The 20,702-nt window shown below is 66.9% G+C and carries 20 protein-coding genes; 9 read left to right on the plus strand and 11 right to left on the minus strand.

Features of this window, described 5'->3' with window-relative positions; genetic code table 11:
* Positions 1–171: 171 nt before the first annotated feature.
* Positions 172–513 carry a hypothetical protein gene (locus tag AC1DEM_RS16775; protein ID WP_476885436.1) on the minus strand — a complete coding sequence of 114 codons (342 nt, stop codon included), beginning with the start codon at positions 511–513 and terminating at the stop codon, positions 172–174.
* A 211-nt stretch (positions 514–724) separates the two neighbouring features.
* On the opposite strand from AC1DEM_RS16775, the gene AC1DEM_RS16780 reads away from it, so the two are divergent.
* The 3 genes from AC1DEM_RS16780 (at position 725) to AC1DEM_RS16790 (ending at position 4,673) form a co-directional block, all read left to right on the plus strand.
* Complete coding sequence (locus AC1DEM_RS16780) at positions 725–1,774, plus strand: class I SAM-dependent methyltransferase (protein WP_476885437.1); 1,050 nt, start codon at positions 725–727, stop codon at positions 1,772–1,774.
* Positions 1,771–2,460, plus strand: coding sequence for an SAM-dependent methyltransferase (locus AC1DEM_RS16785; RefSeq protein WP_476885438.1), 690 nt, complete (start codon positions 1,771–1,773; stop codon positions 2,458–2,460). Before AC1DEM_RS16780 ends, AC1DEM_RS16785 begins: the two co-directional genes overlap by 4 nt.
* Before the next feature lie 707 nt (positions 2,461–3,167).
* Positions 3,168–4,673, plus strand: coding sequence for an amino acid permease (locus AC1DEM_RS16790; RefSeq protein WP_476885439.1), 1,506 nt, complete (start codon positions 3,168–3,170; stop codon positions 4,671–4,673).
* A 114-nt stretch (positions 4,674–4,787) separates the two neighbouring features.
* Here AC1DEM_RS16790 and AC1DEM_RS16795 read toward each other — a convergent pair whose 3' ends face one another.
* Positions 4,788–6,254 (minus strand): MFS transporter, encoded by a 1,467-nt coding sequence (locus AC1DEM_RS16795; protein ID WP_476885440.1) that lies wholly within the window; start codon positions 6,252–6,254, stop codon positions 4,788–4,790.
* Between the two features lie 265 nt (positions 6,255–6,519).
* On the opposite strand from AC1DEM_RS16795, the gene AC1DEM_RS16800 reads away from it, so the two are divergent.
* Positions 6,520–6,840, plus strand: a complete 321-nt coding sequence (locus AC1DEM_RS16800; RefSeq protein WP_476885441.1) for a hypothetical protein — start codon at positions 6,520–6,522, stop codon at positions 6,838–6,840.
* Between the two features lie 72 nt (positions 6,841–6,912).
* Here the strand turns inward: AC1DEM_RS16800 and AC1DEM_RS16805 are convergent, their stop codons facing one another.
* The 5 genes from AC1DEM_RS16805 to AC1DEM_RS16825 all read right to left on the minus strand — a co-directional run bounded on the left by AC1DEM_RS16805 (position 6,913) and on the right by AC1DEM_RS16825 (position 11,512).
* Entirely contained in the window at positions 6,913–7,734 is an 822-nt protein-coding gene (locus tag AC1DEM_RS16805; RefSeq protein WP_476885442.1) for an ABC transporter permease, read from the minus strand.
* Positions 7,731–8,714, minus strand: a complete 984-nt coding sequence (locus AC1DEM_RS16810) for an ABC transporter ATP-binding protein (protein ID WP_476885484.1) — start codon at positions 8,712–8,714, stop codon at positions 7,731–7,733. Before AC1DEM_RS16810 ends, AC1DEM_RS16805 begins: the two co-directional genes overlap by 4 nt.
* A 220-nt stretch (positions 8,715–8,934) precedes the next feature.
* The gene (locus AC1DEM_RS16815) at positions 8,935–9,366 is read right to left on the minus strand and encodes a hypothetical protein (protein WP_476885443.1); all 432 of its coding nucleotides are present in this window, start codon (positions 9,364–9,366) and stop codon (positions 8,935–8,937) included.
* A 92-nt stretch (positions 9,367–9,458) separates the two neighbouring features.
* Positions 9,459–10,307, minus strand: coding sequence for a S1 family peptidase (locus AC1DEM_RS16820; protein ID WP_476885444.1), 849 nt, complete (start codon positions 10,305–10,307; stop codon positions 9,459–9,461).
* A 95-nt stretch (positions 10,308–10,402) separates the two neighbouring features.
* Positions 10,403–11,512: an Lrp/AsnC family transcriptional regulator gene (locus AC1DEM_RS16825; RefSeq protein WP_476885485.1), complete on the minus strand. Its 1,110-nt coding sequence runs from the start codon at positions 11,510–11,512 to the stop codon at positions 10,403–10,405.
* A 173-nt stretch (positions 11,513–11,685) separates the two neighbouring features.
* On the opposite strand from AC1DEM_RS16825, the gene AC1DEM_RS16830 reads away from it, so the two are divergent.
* Positions 11,686–12,951, plus strand: a complete 1,266-nt coding sequence (locus tag AC1DEM_RS16830) for a M20 metallopeptidase family protein (protein WP_476885445.1) — start codon at positions 11,686–11,688, stop codon at positions 12,949–12,951.
* Between the two features lie 24 nt (positions 12,952–12,975).
* Positions 12,976–14,265 carry an MFS transporter gene (locus tag AC1DEM_RS16835; RefSeq protein ID WP_476885446.1) on the plus strand — a complete coding sequence of 430 codons (1,290 nt, stop codon included), beginning with the start codon at positions 12,976–12,978 and terminating at the stop codon, positions 14,263–14,265.
* Positions 14,266–14,306: 41 nt separating this feature from the next.
* Here the strand turns inward: AC1DEM_RS16835 and AC1DEM_RS16840 are convergent, their stop codons facing one another.
* The gene (locus AC1DEM_RS16840; RefSeq protein WP_476885447.1) at positions 14,307–15,569 is read right to left on the minus strand and encodes an MFS transporter; all 1,263 of its coding nucleotides are present in this window, start codon (positions 15,567–15,569) and stop codon (positions 14,307–14,309) included.
* 102 nt (positions 15,570–15,671) lie between these two features.
* Here AC1DEM_RS16840 and trmB point away from each other — a divergent pair, with 102 nt between their 5' ends.
* Entirely contained in the window at positions 15,672–16,628 is a 957-nt protein-coding gene (gene trmB / locus AC1DEM_RS16845) for a tRNA (guanosine(46)-N7)-methyltransferase TrmB (RefSeq protein ID WP_476885448.1), read from the plus strand.
* Between the two features lie 103 nt (positions 16,629–16,731).
* Positions 16,732–17,538, plus strand: coding sequence for a DUF1206 domain-containing protein (locus tag AC1DEM_RS16850; protein ID WP_476885449.1), 807 nt, complete (start codon positions 16,732–16,734; stop codon positions 17,536–17,538).
* Positions 17,539–17,608: 70 nt separating this feature from the next.
* On the opposite strand, the gene AC1DEM_RS16855 is transcribed toward AC1DEM_RS16850, so the two are convergent.
* Complete coding sequence (locus AC1DEM_RS16855) at positions 17,609–18,292, minus strand: anti-sigma factor family protein (RefSeq protein WP_476885450.1); 684 nt, start codon at positions 18,290–18,292, stop codon at positions 17,609–17,611.
* A complete protein-coding gene (locus tag AC1DEM_RS16860; RefSeq protein WP_476885451.1) occupies positions 18,289–18,789 on the minus strand; it encodes a sigma-70 family RNA polymerase sigma factor in 501 nt (166 codons plus the stop codon). Before AC1DEM_RS16860 ends, AC1DEM_RS16855 begins: the two co-directional genes overlap by 4 nt.
* Positions 18,790–18,975: 186 nt before the next feature.
* Here AC1DEM_RS16860 and AC1DEM_RS16865 point away from each other — a divergent pair, with 186 nt between their 5' ends.
* On the plus strand, positions 18,976–19,509 hold the full coding sequence (locus AC1DEM_RS16865) for a COG4315 family predicted lipoprotein (protein WP_476885452.1): 534 nt from the start codon (positions 18,976–18,978) through the stop codon (positions 19,507–19,509).
* A 105-nt stretch (positions 19,510–19,614) separates the two neighbouring features.
* Here the strand turns inward: AC1DEM_RS16865 and AC1DEM_RS16870 are convergent, their stop codons facing one another.
* On the minus strand, positions 19,615–20,541 hold the full coding sequence (locus tag AC1DEM_RS16870) for a DMP19 family protein (protein ID WP_476885453.1): 927 nt from the start codon (positions 20,539–20,541) through the stop codon (positions 19,615–19,617).
* Positions 20,542–20,702: the final 161 nt, after the last annotated feature.

The following is a 20,702-nucleotide window of genomic DNA, read 5'->3' on the forward strand; positions in this document are numbered from 1 at the left end:
ATGAAAAAATCCCACTGCCTGCGTGCGGATTCCCGAAGGAATCCGGCAGGGACCCGGTTGACGGACCGAGGCCGGTCAACCGAATCAAAAGTGGGCATCACTGCACATCAAGTTCCACTAGCCTACCATCCGGCAGGGCCGGGGCCCGTATCCGGGCCGCCGGCCCAGTCCCTAGCCCGCCAGGCTGGGTGCCTGGAACAGCGGCATGTGGGCGGACCGGGAAGCTGCGTCCTTGGAGGTGTGAGTGGTTGTGTGGACGGGCGGCCGTGACGCCGCGGGCGACTTGCCTGCGGCCGGGCTGGGGCCGGCCGGCCGCAGGATCACGAGCGCCTCGGCGTCTATGAGGCGGCGGGTTCCCGTCCGGGCATCCAGGATCCAGAACAGGTCCACCCCCGTGACGGTCTGGGTTACCGGGCCCCGATGGAAGAGCTTGCCGTTGTGCCAGGCCTCGATCTCGTCCCCCACGTTCAACTCGGCAGAGCTGTGGATTTTCCGTGCTTCGTCAACGTCCATGATCATTGCCCTTCCCCCGTGTACAACCTCTTGTGCCCAGCATTCACGACACAGGTTTCGGATTCGTTTCCGGGGCGTGATTTTTGCGTATCCCTGGGCCTGCGCGGCGTTCTCAGGGAGGCCCCATGCGTGTATTGACCTTGTATTGACCACCTTTGCGTCCCGGAGGAGCATGGTGGGCGGGCAAAGTGACGAGAGGAGACGGGGGACGATGCCGGGAATTCTCGTCGCTGGCTTCTTCCGGACCATCCAAGTGGCGCTGTTGCCAGTAGGGGCTGCGGGCTACGTCGCCGCTGTCCCGCGGCTGCTTAACTACAGCCGGCGTGCGGGCGTTTCGGCGACAGTGTTTGCCACCCTCTACACGCGCTACATGCAGCACCGGCTGGGGACGAGGCCGGATGAGCCTGCGGCCCGGCTCATGACGGTCATGCCGAATGTATCCCCGGAGGGGTTCCGGCTGGAGACCGCCCCCACGCTCGTGGGACACCTGCTGACCGGCTTCGTCCCCAAGATCTACCGCTATCCGTATCAGGGGCCGGCCCCGATGCGCCACCAGTCCACGGCACGGACCACCTACTACGATGCTGCCCTCCAGCGGCATCTGGCCGGCATTGACCAGCTTGTGGTCCTCGGTGCGGGATTCGACACCCGGTCGTTCAGGGTGTCGCCGGAGGACGGTGTGCGCTGCTTTAAAATCGACCTGCCCCGGACGCAGGCCCACAAACTCGCGATGCTCGAGAAAGCGGGCCTGTCGACCCGCCTGGCCACTTACGTGTCCGCCGATTTCGAGACCGAGGACTGGATGAAGAAGATCGTGGCGGCCGGCTTCGACCCCGGCAAGCCCGCGATGTTCCTCTGGGAAGGGGTGACCATGTATTTGGATCGTTACTCGGTCGAGGCAACACTGCGCAGGATCGCCGGCACGGCCGCCGGCAGCATAGTGGCCTTTGACTACTTCGCCAGTGAAACTATCGCCTCGCGATCGCCCTACATGCGGTACGCCCGGGCTGCCGCGAGATTCGTGGGTGAGCCGCTGACCTTTGGCATCGACAACACTCCCCCGGCCAGGAAGAGCGCGGCCGACTTTGTTGGGTCCTTCGGGCTGGCCCTTGAGGAGCACAGGAATTTTGGCCGGGAGACCCGACGGCGGCCCGCGCCCGCCGGCTTCGTCACCGCCGTCGTGGCGCCCGCCGTCGACGACGGCCCGCAGGAAAACAGTCAGCCAAACCTGTCGAAATACCACGATGAGGGGAAACCATGACAAAACACAGCCAGAGCCACACCCACGAGCACGACGCCTACGCGGATGCGGATGCGGCGCCGGGCACCGCGGCCCAGATGTGGGATGAAAAGTACAGCAGCCGCCCCAAGATGTGGAGCGGAGATCCGAATCCGCAACTCGTCGCGGAGGTGGCGGACCTGCCTCCGGGCGACGCTCTGGATCTGGGATGCGGCGAGGGCGCGGACGCCATTTGGCTCGCTGCCCGCGGCTGGGCGGTGACCGGCCTGGACGTTTCGGCCGTCGCCCTGGAGCGTGCGGCCGCCCACGCCCGGGAGCGGGGCCAGGATGCCACCATCGAGTGGGTGCAGCAGGATCTTGCCACGTGGATCCCGGACCGTTTGTTCGACCTCGTCACGGCCCAGTTCCTGCATTCCACCCAGATGCCGTGGCAGCAGGCGCTGCAGCTCGCCGCCGCCGCGGTCCGGACCGGCGGGACGCTGCTGATCGTCGGCCATCACCCCGACGGGCTGCCTCCGTGGGGCGCGCACCATACGCCGGAGAAGTTCTTCACCGCCGAGGACCTGGCCCGGGAGCTCCGGATCGAGGAGCCGCTGTGGCGCGTCGAGGTCCTGGACAGCCGGCAACGCAGCGCCGTCGGACCCGAGGGCGAGGCCGTGTCCCTCACCGATGCCGTGCTGCGGGCCACGCGCCTGGCCGCACAGTAGGCTGCCTGGCAGCGTTCGAGGGAGTATTCCAGGGGATCACACACCGTCGCTGAACCGCTTTGGAACTGATCCATTGCTGGGCCATCCGCTTCCGACTCAGGTCCGAATCACCAGCGGCAGCACGGCTACGTGGCTGGACCCGACCTCGCCCGTTGGCCCGGTTGGACGTACACCGACACCGCATGACCTAGGAATCATCGGAAGGCAACATCCCTGCCCTACTGACCTGCAGAACCGAAAACTGCGCCCCCCAACGGCCCCGCCCACGGCGGGGCCGTTCCGTTCGCCGTCGTCGCACCGTTGCCGCGCAAAAAATGTGACAAAAGACAGCGGACGACAACTGAAGCTAAGATGGTCGACAGTTGTCGAACCCGCCCCGGGTGGATGATTCGCGGAAACGCGCTACCGGAGCGGGCGGCGGGCGGCCGTGCCGACGTCGCATTTTCCCTAGGGCCCGCGAAGGATGTGGGCTCCGGACCCGCTCCCGCGCCTTCCGGGAGTTCCGTTCCGTCGGAAGCGCCACGGCACTTCCCCTGCCGGCCGGGCCCACGGCGGAGGCTGCCGCGACGCGAGGGGCCACGAAATACCGGCCCTAACCTTGATTTACCCGCCAAAACTGTTACCTCCGTCACACCTTGACGGATCCGTGCGGCCCGCACTGCGCAACCCCCGCCCGCTGCGACCGCCTGTGACAAGGAAGAAGCCTCATGTCTGAACGCACCACCTCGGCCGCTCCGGCCATTTCAGAATCTGACACTGCCGCCTCAGCCAACGGTGACTCCGGCGCCGGGAACCGCGAACCGCACCTCGCCCGCGCCCTCGGCAACCGCCACATCCAATTGCTCGCCATCGGCGGCGCAATTGGCACCGGCCTGTTCATGGGTTCCGGCAAGACCATCTCGCTCGCCGGGCCGTCCGTCATCTTCGTCTACATGATCATCGGCTTCATGCTGTTCTTCTTGATGCGTGCGATGGGCGAAATCCTGCTCTCCAACCTGAACTACAAATCCTTCAGTGACTTCGCCGGCGACCTGCTCGGCCCCTGGGCCAGCTTCTTTACCGGCTGGTCCTACTGGTTCTTCTGGGTAGTTACCGGGGTGGCGGACATCGTCGCCATTTCCGGATACGTGGACAAGCTCGCGCCCGGCACGCCCTTGTGGATCCCGGCGCTGCTGACGCCCGTGGTCCTGATCCTCCTGAACCTCCCCACTGTGAAGGCGTTCGGTGAAGCGGAGTTCTGGTTTGCCATCATCAAAGTCGTCGCCATCGTGGCCCTGATCATCACCGGCGCGGTCATGATCGCCACCCACTTCACGTCCCCGAACGGCGCGGAGGCCAACCTCGCCAACATGTGGAACGACGGCGGCATGTTCCCGCACGGCATGTTCGGCTTCGTCCTTGGCTTCCAGATCGCCATCTTCGCCTTCGCCGGGATCGAACTGGTGGGCACCGCCGCCGCCGAAACCAAGGACCCGGAGAAGAACCTGCCACGGGCCATCAACTCCATCCCGGTCCGCGTCCTCCTCTTCTATGTGGGCGCCCTGGTAGTCATCATGGCTGTCAATCCGTGGCGCACCATCGACCCCGCCAGCAGCCCGTTCATCGGCATGTTCACGCTGGCCGGGCTGGGGATCGCCGCAGTGGTGATCAACCTTGTGGTCCTGACCTCCGCCGCCTCCAGCGCCAACTCCGGAATCTACTCAACGTCCCGGATGGTGTACGGCCTCGCCCAGGACGGGAACGCGCCCAAGGCATTCGGAAAGCTCAGCGTCCGCAAGGTGCCGCAGAACGCGCTGCTGTTCTCCTGCATCTTCCTGCTGGCCGGTCTTGTCCTGCTCTACTCCGGCGACTCCGTGATCGGCGCGTTTACGATCGTCACTTCCGTGGCCTCCGTGCTGACCATGTTCGTGTGGTCCATGATCCTGATCAGCTACATCGTCTTCCGCCGCCGGCGCCCGGCCCTGCACGAGGCCTCGGCCTTCAAGATGCCGGGCTCCGCCTTCATGCCGTACGTGGTCCTCGCGTTCTTCGTCTTCATGCTGGTGGCGCTGGCGCAGGCCGATGACACCCGTCTGGCACTCTTTGTGGCCCCGGTGTGGTTCCTGCTGCTGGGTGCGGCCTGGCACTTCAACCGGAAGACCCCGCTGCAGCAGGCCCGGATTGTGGAATGGAAGGCCGTCCGCTCGCAGGAGGAAGCCCGCGCGGCTGCCTGATCCATGCGCTGATACAAAGTGAGCTGAGGAGCCCCGGCCGGATCGTCCGGCCGGGGCTCCTCTTCCGTGCCGTGCCGTGCCGCTACGGTGCTGCGCCCTTATGGTGCTGCGCCGCTAAACAGGTGACCTGACTGCGGCCGGTACGACGGCGACGCGCGGCGCGACGGCCACGGCGGCGATCCCGATCACCGCCGTGAGCGCGAAGACGCCGGCAAACGACGCCGATGGAGCCGCCGTCGCGAACGCGGCGAACACGATCCCGGTGCCGGCGAGGGCCAGGGCGCCGCCGAGGGAATCCGAAATGGACATCGCCGAGCTGTTGAAGCCCTCGGTGTCCTTGGTGGAGAGGGCCAGGGTCATGACGCTCAGGCGCGGATACATCAGGCCCATGCCGCCGCCGGCGAAGATCCATCCCGCGATCGCGACGGCGGCCGGCCACGCCAACACCGTTGTCACGAGGGCCAGCACGACGGCGCCAAGGACGAGGGCCGAACCGATCCGCACCGCCCTCCGGTGCTCCAGCCGGGTCCCCAGCCTTCCCTGGATGGCCGACGCCGCCGCCCAGGCGATGGCGCCGCCGGTGAGCGTGAGGCCCGCAAGCGTCGGGGGAAAGGCGTAACGTTCCACGAGCAGATACGGCAGGTAGACCTCGGCGCCGAAGAAAGCTGCGGACGCGAGCCCGCGGGTAAGGATCACGCTCGGCAGGCCGCGCCGGGCGGTCAGCGTGCCGCGCGGCATCAGGGGACGGACGGCCAGGAGTGCGACGGCGACGGCGGCCGCCGCCAGCACCGCCCCGGCCCCAGGTACCGCGGCTGACAGGTTCAGGCCCAGCACGGCGAGCGCGGCCAGCGCCGCCAGCGCCAACTTGGCCAGGCCGCCCGGCGGACGGCCGCCGGCTGCGGTCTGCACGTTTGCCGGGGGATCTCCGGCGACGCCGGATCTTCCGTTCAGGCCGCGCAGGGCCGGGGCCGTCAGGAACAGGGCCGGGATCACGAGTCCGACCACGCCGAGAAAGACCCATTGCCAGCCGGCCAGTTCCGCCACGGCGCCGGCCGCGAACGGGCCCACCAGGGACGGGATGACCCAGGCCGCGGAGAAGGCGGCGAAGATTTTCGGATGCAGGACCGGCGGGTAGACCCGGGCGATGACCACGTACAGGGCTACGGTCAGTCCGCCCCCGCCGAGTCCCTGCACCAGCCGTCCGGACACCAGGACCGGCATGGATCCGGCGGTACCGGCGATGAGCAGGCCAAGCACGAACATGCCCACTGCGGCCAGGAGCGGCGCCACCGGCCCTTTGCGGTCCGACCAGCTGCCTGCGGCCACCATCCCGATCACCCCGGTGGCGAGTGGCCCGGCGAAGGCCAAGGCGTAGAGGCCCGCGCCATCCAGCTCCCGGCTGACGAGCGGCATGATGGTGGTCACCGCCAAAGACTCGAAGGCCGCCAGGAACACCAGCGCGCAGGCGCCGAGTGTCACCAGCAGGTAGCTGCGGTGAAAAATGCCGGCCGATTCCGGGACGGACTTCGGACGGGCGGGCGGGTCGGTTCGGGACACGGGCGGGACCTGATCGGGGGACATGGACGCAACCCTAGAACCTCAACTCGGCTTGAGGTCAAGGCCGGTCCGGGCGGGACGGGTGGCGGCGCGGCCCCTGACGTAGCAACCGGAGGCTGAAGCAGGTGCAGAGCGCCTAGGGGAAGCATCCCACAGCTTAGAATCGCGGCACGCCGTGCACCGGGTCTGACCTGTCAGTCCGCCGCGGTCAATCTTCAGGTTCGTCTCGGATGCCACTGCTAACATCCCGGGGACAGAATCTCTTCTGTCCCAGATGTGAGGAGAAGGTGTGGGTCCGATCAAGAGTCTTTGGGCGAGTGTCCAGGGTGATCCCGTTTTCATGCGGCGGGTCAATGGATGGCTGGCGATCCTGTGGATCCTCATGATCCCGATTTCCCTGGTGATGGGATGGCTGGACTCGGTCGTTTATGTTTCGGCTCTGTCGTTGTGGGCTCTCGTGTCCGGTCATTGGTCCGCATGGCAGGCCGCCCGTGTGGAAGTAGCGCAGCTTGAAGAGGCCAAGATGCGTCAGAAGGAAGACCTCGTTGCCGAGGTAGTGGAAGCCCTCCTTGCCCGGACCAATGTGGAACCGGCAGAAACTGGCCGATAAAGGCCCGTCGAGGTGGGCGTGCCCTCCCGCCAGGCTCCTGGAGACAAGGTCATCGGTTGCCGAAGTGGCTGGTTAGACGCGATTGGTGTCGCGGCGGAAGGCCAGGGCTGCGCCGGTGCCGAAGAGGGTGAGCCAGAGCAGAACGTTGCCTGCGGCGGCCCAGTTGAAGGCGTCGCCCGTGAGGGGGGCCCGGGCGATTTCGCCCAGACCGTATGTGGGTGTCCAGACGCCGATGTTCTGCAAGGCCGGGGTCATGGTTTTCAGGGGTTGGAAGAGGCCGCCGAAGAACGCGAGGAAGGCCAGGACGGGTCCCATGAACTGCATGACGTTTTCAGAGGGCACGAGATAGCCGGCGAGCAGGCCCAATGCGGTGAAGACGAGGGATCCGAGCCAGGCGGTGAGGCCGGCGAGGATCCAGATGTGCAGCTCCATCCGGACGCCGAGGAGGATTCCGGTGGCGAAGGTCGCGAGCACCGCTAACAGTCCGACGGCCAGGCCGCCGATGATCTTGACCGCGATGTTGGCCGCGGGGGTGAGCGGGGTGAGCCGCAGCTGGCGGCTCCAGCCTTGGGCCCGTTCTATGGCCACGGCGCCCCCGGCGGAGGTGGAGGCCAGCATTGCCCCGTAGACGGCCATGGAGATCATGATGAATGCCGTGACGGAGGTGCCGCCGTTGCTGACCGGTACTGCCGGGTCAAGCGGAGTGTCTTTGTATTGGCTGCCGAAGGCGATGAGCATGATGATCGGGAAGGCGATGGTGAAGAACAGGGTGCGCGAGTTCCGGAGACGGCGTTTGATTTCAATGCCCAGCAGCGTCCGGTTGAACCCGCCGAAGCCTGGAACCCGGCGTTCCGTGGAGAGACCGGCCGGGGCGGGGGTGGGGCTCGGGTTCATTTGGTGCCTCCTTCTGCTCGCCCGGACAGATCTGGGGTGTCGGCGTCGCCGGCGTCGGACGTGAGTGAGAGGAACGCGTCTTCGAGATTATGGGACGTGATTTCCAGATCGCTGGCGTCGGTGTGGGTGAGGAGGTATCGGGCCGTGGCATCGGAATCTCTGGTGCGGATGATCACGGTATCAGTCCGGGCCTCGACATAGTCGACGCCGGGCAGTGCTTCCACGGCGGCGGGGTCGAGGTTGCTCACGGACGCCCGGACGGTGCGGCCGGAGGCCAGGGACCTGATGTGGGCTGCGGTGCCGTCTGCCACGATCCGTCCACGGCGGAGAAGAATGATCCGGTCCGCGTAGGCGTCAGCCTCGTCCAGATAGTGGGTCGCGAAGATCACCGTCCGGCCGCGGGCGGCGTCGGACCGGATTGCATCCCAGAAATCACGCCGTCCCTCGACGTCCATTCCCGTGGTCGGTTCGTCCAGCACCAGCAGCCCCGGATCCGAAACCAGCGCCATGGCAAAGCGGAGCCGTTGCTGCTGGCCGCCGGAGCATTTATCCACCCGGCGGTCTGCGATCTCGGCGATCCCGGCCCGCCCCAGCACATCGTCCACGGGCTGGGTGTCGGCGAACAGTGACGCCGTCAGGGCCACAGTTTCGCGCACCGTGAGGTCCTTGAGCAGCCCGCCGGTCTGCATGACGGCGGAGACCTGTCCGCGCGCAATCGCGCCGCGTGCCGTGTGCCCGTAAATCCGCACGTCACCGCGGTCCGGTTTGGCCAGTCCCAGGAGCAGGTCGATGGTTGTGGTCTTGCCGGCCCCGTTGGGGCCAAGGAACGCCACGATCTCACCCGGGGCGATGGTCAGGTCGATGCCATTGACGGCGTGGACGCTGCCGAAGGCTTTGTACAGGCCGCGGGCGTCCACGGCAGCGGCCGGGGTGCCTACGTGCGCAACGGGACCCGGTTGGGACAGAAGAGCCTCGGACATCATGAACCTTTGCATCGAAGGACGGTTTGGCGGACACTGATGGCCCTGCGATCGGTACTTGGGAGCAGCCACGGCCGGGACGGCGGAAGCGGAGCGCACTGGTGTTTCGGATTCTAGTGGACGTCGCTGAACTTGCAAGCGGGACACCTCGGCTGTCCGCACAAGAACGTCAGCCGCTTAGACGAGGACGGAAGGGGCCTTCTCGGGCGCCGGATCCTGCCTAGAATCCGGTGATCCGGGCGGCAACAACGGTATCTTCGCTCAGGTAATAGGAGGCGCAAATCCGGTGGTACCCGTCGGCGATCCGCGCGGTCGTCCCGTTCTTGACGCTGCCGCGGATGACCAAACATGGCGAAAGTGCCGTACCAGCCCTGACCCGACCAAGTTCCTTGACAACATCCGGGTCATCGGCGGGCAGCAGCGGCAGCCCCGCTGCACGCAGCAGGTCCTTGGCCTTGAACGACACCGTCGCCGCCTCTTTAAGCGCCTTGACCGCCCTGGACACAGCTTTGGGACCGGCGATCAGGGAAAGATAGGAGGCGGCGGCAGGGTAGTCGTGGTGCTGCGGTTCCTTCAGCCACTTCACCGTCACTGGAGTGGCTTTCCGCTTGGGTGCGGTTTTGGGGTTGAAAGGCTTGCGCTGCTTGGCCATGGTTACTTCCTTATCCGCGGCCCGCGACGACATCGGGCTGAACTCCGCAGACCGTGAACTCCTGACTTTTGGGCTGAAATCGGAGGTCGCGCTCAGACTCCGCTGTGGGTCGCCCGGATCCAGGACAACTCGAACGGGATGGATGTCGATAAGTCGAGGTATTTCGCCGCTGGCGGGTCTTCGTAGGCGGAGATGATCCCGACAAGCTTCAGGACGCCGTTTTCGGTCCGCAGCACCGGGCCCCCGCTGTCGCCGTGGTTGGCAGACTTGGCGTGCGAGAAGGTGCAGAAACTCCATCCCCCGGTGATGGACGGGCATGATCCGGAGGGGACAACTCTCGTGGACATCGCCACCAGGGTCGCCGGCAGGCCACGAGGGCAGCGTTGTTGACTGAGGAACGGGTCGCTCAGACAGCCGTAGCCGGCAAGAACGACGCTGGTGTTCACCGGTGCGTTCACTGTGGCCAGGGGGATTGGCGCTTCAGTCACGGGATGCGCCAGATGAAGTATGCCGATGTCGTTCCGGAGCAGGGGCTCGTTGAACCCCGGGTGGACAATCAGTCCTCCCTGCAAGACCGGGACCGGCACGGTGAATTGCCCGGGGTGAGATCCATAGTGGAACGTGACCGCTGCTCTTCGTGGCGTTCCGCCGTTGTAATGCAGGCAGTGAGCGGCCGTGACGACCGCATATGAGCTGATCAAGGCGCCGCTGCACGTGGCAACGGCACCATCTGGATAGACAAACTGGATTCTCACGGCCCAGGGGTATCTGTTGGGGCTGAGGATGGTCCCGTTGTAGATGGCCTGGGCCGGAGGCGCGACCCCGACGAGGCCGGCGAGGACCAGGACCACGGCCACAAGAACCGCTCTCCAACGGGGACGCGGACTTGCAGTCGATAGCGCACCGGCCGGGACTTGGTGCTGGATCTCGATCTCTGGCATGGGGGTTCTCCGTCAAGCAGGTACGGGCAATAGTCGGTCGGGGCCCCGCGGACCCGGTTCACGATGACGCTGTGGACTGCCGCAGCCACAGGCCATCACCTTGCGCCCGTTGCCTGCCCTGAGTCAAGGCCAAAAGAAAGCCGGCTGGGATCGGCTTCCGAAACCCCTGCCTTTACCGTCGCCGCGTCGAACGTTTGAGCCGGAACCACGACGGCGCCGCTGGCTCTCGAGTCCGGGTTCAGCATCCAGCCCACGCGCTTGACGGTGCTCAGCATGACGACGCTTTCCACGAGCACGATCCCGGGCACCTTCTCCTGGAGCGCCACCTCGATGTTCATGACGTCTGCCAGGGACTGCAGCCACATGATGATCACGAAGTTCGTGGGCCCGGTGGTAGAGGCGCTGAGCCGCACGTTCCGCATGGTCCGCAGCTCGGCGGCGGCTGCCTCGTGCCGCCCGGCGGGGACGTTGACGAACCATTGGCAGGTCACGGGGAACGCCGATAATTTCTGGGCCACCTCGCACCGGAATGACAGGATGCCGCTGGCGAGCACACGGTTAAGCTGGCGCTGGACGGTGGCAGGGTGCCTGCCCAGCCCGCGGGCAATGTCCGCCGCCGAGGCCCGTCCGTCCCTGGCCAGGAACGGCAGGAGCGCCAGGTGGCTTTCCGGCAACGCTTCCCGGGCGGCAGCCTGGGCAGCCCCGGTGGCCTCCGGGCCGGCCAGTGCCCGCACGGCGGCCTGCTGTGCGCGGCTCAGCACATTGAGCCGCCAGGAGCCGCCGCTCGCGTGCAACCTGGTGCACAGGGCGGTCTGGTATTTGAGGAGGCCGTCGATCTCCTTCAGCCGCGAGATGACCTTCAGGCTGAAATCGTCCAGGGAGGGCGTAATGACGGTCAGCATGAGGTCCCGGTTGCTGGCCGCTTCCTCCACCGTGACGATTTCCGGCATCTCGGCAAGCCTGGCGGTGACCTCCTCGCGCCGGTTCATTTCGCAGTCCACGGCAACGAACGCCAGGCACATCTGCTGCGGGTCGCCGATCAGGTGGGCGGTGATCCAGGAAACGCCAGAGGCCAGCAGCCGCTCCCAGCGGGCGGCGAGCGTGGTGGCATGGACGCCCAGCACCTGGGCCGCATCCGCCCAGCTCAGGCGCGGGGCAATCTGCAGGACGTTGATCAGGGCGAGATCATCCTCGCTGAGTTCCATCATTCTCCCCCTCATTCATGCACGAAATCTGCGCTACCGACGCTTTTTTGCATTTTTTCTGGCCTTCAACGGCGTGTGAACCATGTCACTTGAGAATAGACGCAGGACGTCCTCAGCGGACGCTATCCAACCAAAATCACAACCCAGCGCTTTCGACCACCAAGGAGAAACACGTGCCGATCACCGCAGACGCCCGGGAAATGCAGGCGGACCTTGCCCGGCTCCGCCATGAATTGCACCGGGAACCCGAGATCGGCCTGACGCTGCCCCGGACCCAGGAAAAGGTGCTCAAAGCCCTGGACGGGCTTCCCTACGAGATCACCCTCGGCGAGGACACGACGTCGGTCACCGCGGTACTGCGCGGCCAGGCGGCCGGAACCGGCGCGGGCTCCCGCCCGGCCGTGCTGCTCCGCGCGGACATGGACGGCCTGCCGGTGCAGGAGAAAACAGGCGTTGACTTCACGTCCCGGATCGACGGCGCCATGCACGCCTGCGGCCACGACCTCCACACTTCCATGCTGGCAGGAGCCGCCACGCTCCTGGCCGAACGCCGCCACCAGCTGGCCGGCGACGTCGTCCTGATGTTCCAGCCCGGCGAGGAAGGCTTCGACGGTGCCAGCCACATGATCCGCGAAGGCGTGCTGGATGCCGCCGGCCGGCGGGTCGACGCCGCCTACGGCATGCACGTGTTTTCCGCCCTGGAACCGCACGGCACGTTCTGCACCAAGCCCGGCGTCATGCTCAGCTCCTCCGACGGCCTGATGGTCACCGTGCTCGGTGCCGGCGGCCACGGGTCTGCCCCGCATTCTGCCAAGGATCCCGTGACGGCGGCCGCCGAAATGGTCACCGCCCTCCAGGTGATGATCACCCGCCAGTTCAACATGTTCGATCCCGTAGTCCTCTCCGTGGGGGTCCTCCAGGCCGGCACCAAGCGCAACATCATCCCGGAAACCGCGCGCATCGAGGCCACCATCAGGACCTTCTCCGAGGAAGCCCGGCAGAAGATGATGGAAGCCGTGCCGCGCCTGCTGAAGGGAATCGCGGCGGCGCACGGGCTGGAGGTCGACGTCGACTACCAGCAGGAGTACCCGCTCACCATCACGGACGAGGACGAGACTCACACGGCGGAGAACGTCATCGAGGGCCTGTTCGGCGATTCCCGGCTGGCCCGCTGGGCCACCCCGCTCAGCGGCTCTGAAGACTTCTCGAGGGTTCTCGCCGAGGTTCCCGGCACGTTCATCGGGCTGAGCGCCGTCCCCCGGGACGCCGACCACGCCACCTCCGCGTTCAATCACTCCCCGTACGCCACGTTCGACGACGGCGTGCTGGCTGACGGTGCCGCACTCTACGCGGAACTCGCCATTTCCAGGCTGGCCGCGCTTGCAGCAGCCGAGGCTCCCGCCGCGGCCAACCTTGCCGCCACCGCCACCCTTTCCTAGCTGCCATCCCCGAGGGAGAAGACCATGACTGCAACCGCGATTACACCGGCGGCAACCCGAACATCCACCGGCAAGACGCTCATCGGCACGGGCATCGGCAACGCCGTCGAATGGTACGACTGGGCCATTTACGCCACGTTCACGCCGTTCATCGCCAGCCAGCTTTTCAGCAAGTCGGACCCTGCGTCCGCGGTGCTGTCCACGCTGGCGATTTTCGCCGTCGGCTTCGTCGCCCGCCCCTTCGGCGGCTTCCTGTTCGGTTGGATCGGTGACCGGATCGGCCGGAAAGCTTCCATGACACTGGCCGTGGGGCTCGCGTCGGTGGGCAGCCTGATGATCGGCATCGCGCCGACCTTCGCGGCGGTGGGCACCTGGGCGTCGTTCATGCTCCTGGTCGCCCGGCTGATCCAGGGCCTGGCGCATGGCGGTGAGCTGCCGTCGTCGCAGACGTACCTGTCCGAAATGGCGCCGAAGGAACACCGCGGCTTCTGGGCCACCCTGATCTACACCTCCGGCACGGTGGGCATCCTGTTCGGTACCCTGCTGGGCGCCGTGCTGAACATGACCCTGAGCACCGAAGTCATGAACGCGTGGGGCTGGCGCATCCCGTTCCTGATCGGCGCGGCCATGGGCCTCTACGCACTGATAATGCGGTCCCGGCTGCACGAAACGGACGTCTTCGAGGGCGAGGCAGCGACGGAGAAGCGCGCTCCGATCTGGCCGCAGATCGTCCGCCACCGCAAGCAGGCCCTCCAGGTGATCGGCTTGACCGTCGGCCTGACCGTCATCTACTACATCTGGGGTGTCGTCGCCCCCAGCTACGCCACCACCGCCCTGAAGATCGACCGCGGCGAGGCCCTCTGGGCCGGCGTGATCGGCAACATCGTGTTCATCGCGGCACTCCCCTTCTGGGGCAAGCTGTCGGACCGCATAGGCCGCAAGAAAGTGCTGTGGTCCGGTGCGATCGGCGCAGGCATCATGCACTTTCCGATGACCGCCCTGCTCAAGGATTCCGCCTGGCAGTTGGCCGTCAGCATGTCCGTCATGCTGATCTTCATCGCCGCCAGCGCCGCGATCGTCCCGGCCGTGTACGCGGAGCTGTTCCCCACGAGCATCCGCACCGTCGGCGTCGGAGTGCCTTACTCAATCTGTGTGGCGCTCTTCGGCGGAACCGCGCCCTACTTGCAGCAGTGGCTCGGCACCACTGTGCAGATGCCGCAGCTGTTCAACGTCTACGCCGTGCTGCTGCTCGCCGTCTCCGCGGCCTGCGTCTTCACCATCCCGGAAACGAAGGGCAAGGACCTCACCCTCTGATCCCGGACCGCCCGGTTGCGTGTTTGTTGGGCAACGGAACGTCAGTCGCCGACGAAGCGGTCCCGTCCGGCCCGGTACCCGAACACCGCGGCGAGGGAGCCCACCAGGAGAAAGAGCACGCCCGCCGCGGCAAAGGACCCGGTGGACTGGTGGAGCTGGCCGACCAGGAGGGTGCCGCTGGAGCCCAGTCCGTAGCCCACGCCCTGCATCATCCCGGAGAGGTGGGCCGCTGTGTGCCCGTCGCGGGTGCGGACCATGATCAGGGTCAGCGCCGCGGCGGTCAGGCTTCCCTGGCCCAGGCCCAGCAGCCCGGTCCACAGCCAGATCAAGTCCAGGGGCCCGAAGATGCTGAGCGCGAAGCCTCCGCCGGTCATGAGTGCCACCACCGTGTTGATGCCGCGCTGGTCCCGGAACCGGGTGGCCAGCGCCGGCGCGAACAGCGAGCCCAGCATCTGCAGCACAATCGAGGCCGAGACGATCAGGCCGGCCGTGCCGCCGTCCACGCCGCGTTCACGCAGGATCGGGGCCAGCCAGGCAAAGACGCTGAAGGACATCATGGCCTGCAGGACCATGAACGCAGTCACCTGCCAGGCCACGGCGGAGCGCCAGACGCTAACGCCGTCTGCCGGCCGCGTCGCGCCGCCGGGACCGGCCCTAAGCGCCAGCGGCAAGAACAAGAGAAGGACGACGCCGGCCGGCAGCGCCCAGAACCAGAGCGCCGCTGTCCACTGCCCGGTCGCCCGGAAAACCGGGAATGTGAACCCGGCCCCAAGGGCTGCCGAGGCGCAGATCGCCGTGGTGTACAGGCCGCCCATGAGGCCCAGGCGGTGCGGGAAGTCACGCTTGACCACGCCGGGCAGCAGCACGTTGCACAATGAAATCGCGGCGCCGCACGCGGCGGTTCCGGCCAGCAGGGCCGGCAGATGGCCGGCCGCTGGCAACTCCACGGGCCGCAGCAGCAGCCCTGCCGTGAGCACCGCCATGGCACCGAGCAGCACCCGCTCGGCGCCGAATCGGCGTGCCAGCGCCGGCGCCAGCGGGGCAAACACGCCCAGCAGCGTCACCGGCACGGTGGTGAGCACCATGACCGCCCAGGCCGGAAGCCCGGCGTCGGCCGTCACCTCCGGGAGTACCGCCGCGAAGCTCGAGAACACGGTGCGGAGATTCAGCCCGATCAGGACCAGGCAGATGGCCATGTACGCGAGCATGCGGCGGGCTGCGGCGCGCGGCGGTCCGGCGGAACCGTCCCGGACAGCAACGCCGGCCGAAAGGTTCTGCTCGTCGGTTTTCCCAGCTGAGGTCACCCACCCCATTCTTGCAGCAACCCGCCCGCAGTCCCTTCTTCAGGGGGCCGCGGGATCCACCGGAGGCGCCCCGGACGCGCAAACTCAACTATTCTGGAAGGGATGAGCGAATCCCCAGAAACCCCCGGCACGCCGGCAGACCCGGAGTCCGGCGCCCCTGAAGAGACCCGGCTGCCGCGCCCCGTGACCCCCGGCAGCCAGGCTTCGTTCGGCACCTACGGAGGCCGCCCGGTCAGTTTCGTGCGCCGCGGCACACGCCTGCAGGGCCGCCGCCAGGCCGCCTGGGAGGAGCACTCGGACCGCTGGGCGGTTGAAGTCCCCCGCCATATCGCCAATACGTCCGTCCACCCGGACTATGCGTTCGACGCGGAGGCCGAATTCGGCCGGACGGCTCCGCTGGTTGTGGAGATAGGCTCCGGCCTTGGCGACGCCGTGTGCCACGCCGCGGAGGAAAACCCGGACAAAGACTTCCTGGCCGTGGAGGTTTACACCCCCGGTCTGGCCAACACTTTGATCAAGATCAACAGCCGCAAACTGGGCAACGTGCGGGTGGTGGAGGCGAATGCCCCCGAGGTGCTCGCGACCATGCTCCCTGCCGGCTCCGTTACGGAACTATGGGTGTTCTTCCCGGATCCGTGGCACAAGTCCCGACACCACAAGCGCCGGCTCATTCAGCCGGAGTTCGTGGATCTCGCCGCCCGGGCCATCAAGCCCGGCGGCATCTTCCGGATCGCCACCGACTGGTCCAACTACGCCGTTCACGTCCGTGAGGTCATGGCGGGCTCGGCGGAGTTCGTGAATCTGCACGGGGGCGAGCGCGCCGGTGCGGACAGCCCCCTGACCCAGGTGTGGGAATCCGGCGTCGAGTCCCGCGTGGGCGGCGCGCCCGTCAAGGAAGGCCGGGCGCCGGTCAGCACCGAACACACCGGACCCAACGAGGGCGTCGACGGGACAGGTGGCTGGGCACCGCGGTTTGAGGGGCGGATTCTGACCAGCTTCGAGAACAAGGCGCACGAAGCCGGGCGCCTGATCTTCGACCTCAGCTACCGCCGAATCTAGGCGCCCCGGGTCCGCCTGCATCTGTTCCTGAACGGTTTGGCGTGACACGATTACGGAACGAACCGCGCTGGGTAGCACTAAGGACACGATCATCAAACGAGAAATGAAGGACGCCGCTGACGTCGCCGAGGACGTCACCAATTCCAAGCCGCTCGAAGTGATGGCACGGGCCGGATTCGCCGTGTCTGGCCTGTTGCACTTCCTCATCGGGCTGGTCGCGATCCGGCTCGCCATGGGCGGCAAGGGCCAGGCCGACGTCAGCGGCGCGGTGCAAGAGCTCGCCAAGCAGCCGGCCGGGCCGCTGCTGCTTTGGACCTCTTTTGCCGCCTGCGTTGCGCTGGCCATCTGGCAGACGTCTGACGCGATCTTCGACTTCGAGCACCTCCCGGCCAAGAAAAAGGTCGGCAAGAAGCTCAAGGCAGCCCTGCAGGCCGTTGTCTACGCCGTGTTCGCGCTGACGCTCGCGTCCGTGGCCACCGGGGCCGGTTCCAACAACCGCGAGTCAACGTCCGATATGACCGTAAGCCTCATGAAGGCACCGGGCGGCGTCGCGCTCCTGGTGGTCATCGGCGCCGCGGTAGCCGTCACGGGAATCGTCTACGCGATCCGGGGCTTCAAGAAGTCCTTCGTCAAGTACCTGCGCATGCCGTCCCAGCCGCAGGCGCGCACTGCAGTGACGGTCGTCGGAGTCGTGGGTTACGTGGCCAAGGGCTTCGCCCTGCTGCTGGTGGGCCTGCTCATCATCATCGCCACGGTGACGGCACACCCCGAAGAGTCAACCGGGCTCGACGGCAGCCTGAAAGCCCTGCGGGAGCAGCCGTTCGGCGTGTATTTGCTGGCCGCAGTGGGTGCCGGGCTGATCTGCTACGGCATCTACATGGTGGTGCGGGCCAAGCTCGCAAAGATGTAGGCTCGCGCGGACTGTTGGGCCTGCGCCCGCCCTGGCACGCTCCCGCCTGGGCTGCGGCACCTGGACTGCGCTAACCCTGCGGCACGGCGATAACAGCCACGGTCTTCTGCTGTTCGTCCCGCAGCGCGACACTGGCGATCTTGGTCAGCTGCACCGGCGTCGCCCCGGTAATCCGGACCCTGCCGCTAGGCGTGGCCGTCCACGAGCAGGCGCGGTCCTCGCCGCCGTCACGGTCCTTCACCCAAACCGAGAGGGTACCGGCGACAGGCAGGCTGCGGCCGTCCACCGCCAACTCGGTGCCCCAGGTTTTCTTGACCAGCCCCACCGTGACCTGCATCCCGCTGCTGGCCGCAACGGAATAGCTCGCGTCCGGTTTGGGGGGTTGGTTGAGCAGCGGAGCGGCCATGATCCCCAGCGCCAGGCATGCGGCGGCGGCTGCGGCCACCGCGGCAGTCCACCGGCGCCGCACTTTCCGGCGGCGGGCGGCGATCTCGTCCAGGAGCCGGCGCGGGACGGGAACGGGTTCCGGCGGAACCAAGGTCCGCTCGTGGGCGGCCGCAGCCGCCGCGGTGAGCGCCACGGCGTCGGACACCGGGATCGCGTCGAGCAGCGCGGGGAGGCTGGCGAGATCGTCCAACTCCCGGCGGCACTCGGCACACACGGCAAGGTGCTGGTCGAAGGCTGCGGCCTCGGCCGGCTCCAGCCCGCCGAGCAAGTACGCGCCGAGGAGGTGATGCAGCTCGGTCCCGTTCACCGCTGCACCCCCATTTCGTCGAGGATTGACCGAAGGGCCCGCACGGCGTAGAACGCCCGGGACTTCACCGTGCCGCTGGGGATCTTCAATTGGGCGGATGCCTCCTGGACTGTGTAGCGGCGGTAATGGAGGGCAACAAGGACTTCGCGGTGCTCCGCGCTGAGCCGCAGCAGCGCCTCTTCCATCAGGACCTTGTTGAGCAGGTCATCGATGCGTCCGGCGCCATCGGGGGTGTCCGGGACATCGCGTTCGCCGGCTTCCTGCGGGCGCCGTTGGGCCTTGCGGTAGTTGTCGATCATGATGTTGCGGGCCGTCCGAAACAGATAGCTGCGCAGGCTGCCGGTGATCTGGGGCGCCTGTTGCCAGACCCGCAGCACAGTCTCCTGGACGACGTCGTCGGCGAGCTGCGGATCCCGGGAGGCGCTGAGAACGAACCGCTTCAAGGCCGTCCCGTGGTCGCGGTAAATGGCAGCCACGACGTCTTCATCCAGCGGCATGTCCCACCTTCCGGGATTTCCTGTCCTGCCCCTATATGACGTACGGGCGGACCCAATAGTTCAGTGTGCACCAGGACAGCCCCAACATGAACCTGCCGGGTCCGCCTTGAACCATTCCGCGCTCCCCGCCGTCGTATCGGGTAGCGCCGGCCTCTGAGTTGGGCTGGCTCGAGCCTAGGAGCAGCAATGAAGAAGCACCTCAGCATTGGCTTGTCCGCTTTCGCCCTCGCCGCGCTACTGTCCGGCTGCGGCGGCGGAGCGACCACCACGGCGCCGACGTCGGCCGCGCCGGCCACCTCCGCTCCCGCAGAGACCAGCGCGCCAGCGACCTCGGCGCCCGCGTCCATGGCCGCTGCGGCGCTTTCGGTGGGCCAGTCCAAGGCGGGCCAGATCGTGGTGGCCGACCAAGGACTGAGCGTCTACTTCTTCACCAAGAACACGAAGGACTCCGGAAACAGCGCCTGCACCGGCGCCTGCCTCACGTCGTGGCCCCCGGTCACCTCGACGACCGCCACCCCCACCGTGAACGGCGTCACCGGCAAGATCGGAACCATTCCTACGGCTGACGGAAAGATGCAGCTGACCATCAACGGGATGCCGATCTACTACTACTCCAAGGATCAGACCGCGGGAGACATCACGGGCCAGGGCGTCGGCGGGGTCTGGTACCTCGTGTCGCCCTCCGGAGAGATGATCAAGACCGCGCCGAGCAGCTACTAAGGGGAATTCGGCCGTGCCGATTCGCCCGGCCCAGCGAGCCGGGCGCGACGTACGGCCGGCGCCTGCTATTTCGGGGGAGGCGCCGGCCGTACCGGGGAATGTGGCTTAAACGCCGGCCTCTTCAAATTCCGTTGCCACTTCGAACTCCACGGCTGCGAGGATTTCCTGGGTCCGGGGGTTGAGCATGAACGCCTCGTCATCGTCTTCCAGCATGAGGAATTCGCCCTGTTCCGTGGTGAAGTGCCAAGCGAGGGTGGTGTCCCCGTTGTGCTCGTAGTTGGGATCGCCCATGGTGATCCGCTCCAGGCTGTGGCCGGCAATGTCGCACAGTTCCCGGATGATCTGTTCGAACTCCGGCGCGTCCAGGAGGTCTTCCTCGGCGGCTGCCGCCTGGCGCTCCGCGAGGTCGGAAAGCCTGGCCACCCGAGCGGCAATGTGGGCGTCGAGGTCGTCGTCGGCAAGAACCAGCAAGTCCGCCTGGCCACGCAGCCACGCGGCGTTGAGCGCCACAATGTCCTCTGTCTCGAGAACCGACTCGAATTCCCCGTCCAGTTCTTCAATGCCGCGAACGGCGTCGGAGACGGCGTCCCCCGCTTCGTCGCCGTCTGTGCCGGCTCCGGCTGTGTCGCCTTCGGCGGTCCAGCCGCTGCCGCCGTCGAGGTACGCGTCGACGTCGGTGTCGGTCAGGGCACCGAAGGCGGCCACTGTGCGGTTGAAGAGGTCCAAGTGCGCGGCGGCACCCATGGCGGCCAGCCCTTCCCGGACGTAGGGATCGACTTCCTCGCGTTCGGGCGCGGTAAAGACGTACTGCGCGAAGCCGCCGGCCAGGGCCTGCGTCAGGTAGAAGTCCACGTAGTAGCTGCGCAGCGCGGCCGGGGAGATCTCGTCCGCCTCCAGCAACTCCTCGAACATGGCGTTGACCACGTTGACGTTTGCGTCGACAACGTCCTCGTTCCCGCCGCTAAGGCTTTCCGTGGTCAGCACGGTCGGGTAGCCGTGGACGGACTGGGTGGTGGGCTCACCGGTGGTCATGGGGAATCCTTACTGCTGGCACTGCTGAAACTCCGGACGTCTCCACGGTAGGTCCGTCTTCACGGCGGGCAGCCCAGCCCCAGTTGAACGTCAGGCGAAGTTTGGGCGGCGGTTCCACGGCCGCGGGCGAAGTTCCGGGGCCCGCCAAGGCTCGGTAAGAT

It is taken from the genome of Arthrobacter sp. 05T420 (genome assembly GCF_056396305.1).

Excerpts from the sequence above, each read along its gene's own strand:
- AC1DEM_RS16785 (WP_476885438.1), top strand. The coding sequence starts at position 1,771 with ATGACAAAACACAGCCAGAGCCACACCCACGAGCACGACGCCTACGCG.
- AC1DEM_RS16850 (WP_476885449.1), top strand. The coding sequence starts at position 16,732 with ATGAAGGACGCCGCTGACGTCGCCGAGGACGTCACCAATTCCAAGCCG.
- AC1DEM_RS16780 (WP_476885437.1), top strand. The coding sequence starts at position 725 with ATGCCGGGAATTCTCGTCGCTGGCTTCTTCCGGACCATCCAAGTGGCG.
- AC1DEM_RS16825 (WP_476885485.1), bottom strand. The coding sequence starts at position 11,512 with ATGGAACTCAGCGAGGATGATCTCGCCCTGATCAACGTCCTGCAGATT.
- AC1DEM_RS16860 (WP_476885451.1), bottom strand. The coding sequence starts at position 18,789 with ATGCCGCTGGATGAAGACGTCGTGGCTGCCATTTACCGCGACCACGGG.
- AC1DEM_RS16805 (WP_476885442.1), bottom strand. The coding sequence starts at position 7,734 with ATGAACCCGAGCCCCACCCCCGCCCCGGCCGGTCTCTCCACGGAACGC.
- AC1DEM_RS16870 (WP_476885453.1), bottom strand. The coding sequence starts at position 20,541 with ATGACCACCGGTGAGCCCACCACCCAGTCCGTCCACGGCTACCCGACC.
- AC1DEM_RS16815 (WP_476885443.1), bottom strand. The coding sequence starts at position 9,366 with ATGGCCAAGCAGCGCAAGCCTTTCAACCCCAAAACCGCACCCAAGCGG.
- AC1DEM_RS16790 (WP_476885439.1), top strand. The coding sequence starts at position 3,168 with ATGTCTGAACGCACCACCTCGGCCGCTCCGGCCATTTCAGAATCTGAC.
- AC1DEM_RS16865 (WP_476885452.1), top strand. The coding sequence starts at position 18,976 with ATGAAGAAGCACCTCAGCATTGGCTTGTCCGCTTTCGCCCTCGCCGCG.
- AC1DEM_RS16820 (WP_476885444.1), bottom strand. The coding sequence starts at position 10,307 with ATGCCAGAGATCGAGATCCAGCACCAAGTCCCGGCCGGTGCGCTATCG.
- AC1DEM_RS16795 (WP_476885440.1), bottom strand. The coding sequence starts at position 6,254 with ATGTCCCCCGATCAGGTCCCGCCCGTGTCCCGAACCGACCCGCCCGCC.
- AC1DEM_RS16835 (WP_476885446.1), top strand. The coding sequence starts at position 12,976 with ATGACTGCAACCGCGATTACACCGGCGGCAACCCGAACATCCACCGGC.
- AC1DEM_RS16775 (WP_476885436.1), bottom strand. The coding sequence starts at position 513 with ATGGACGTTGACGAAGCACGGAAAATCCACAGCTCTGCCGAGTTGAAC.
- AC1DEM_RS16810 (WP_476885484.1), bottom strand. The coding sequence starts at position 8,714 with ATGTCCGAGGCTCTTCTGTCCCAACCGGGTCCCGTTGCGCACGTAGGC.
- trmB (WP_476885448.1), top strand. The coding sequence starts at position 15,672 with ATGAGCGAATCCCCAGAAACCCCCGGCACGCCGGCAGACCCGGAGTCC.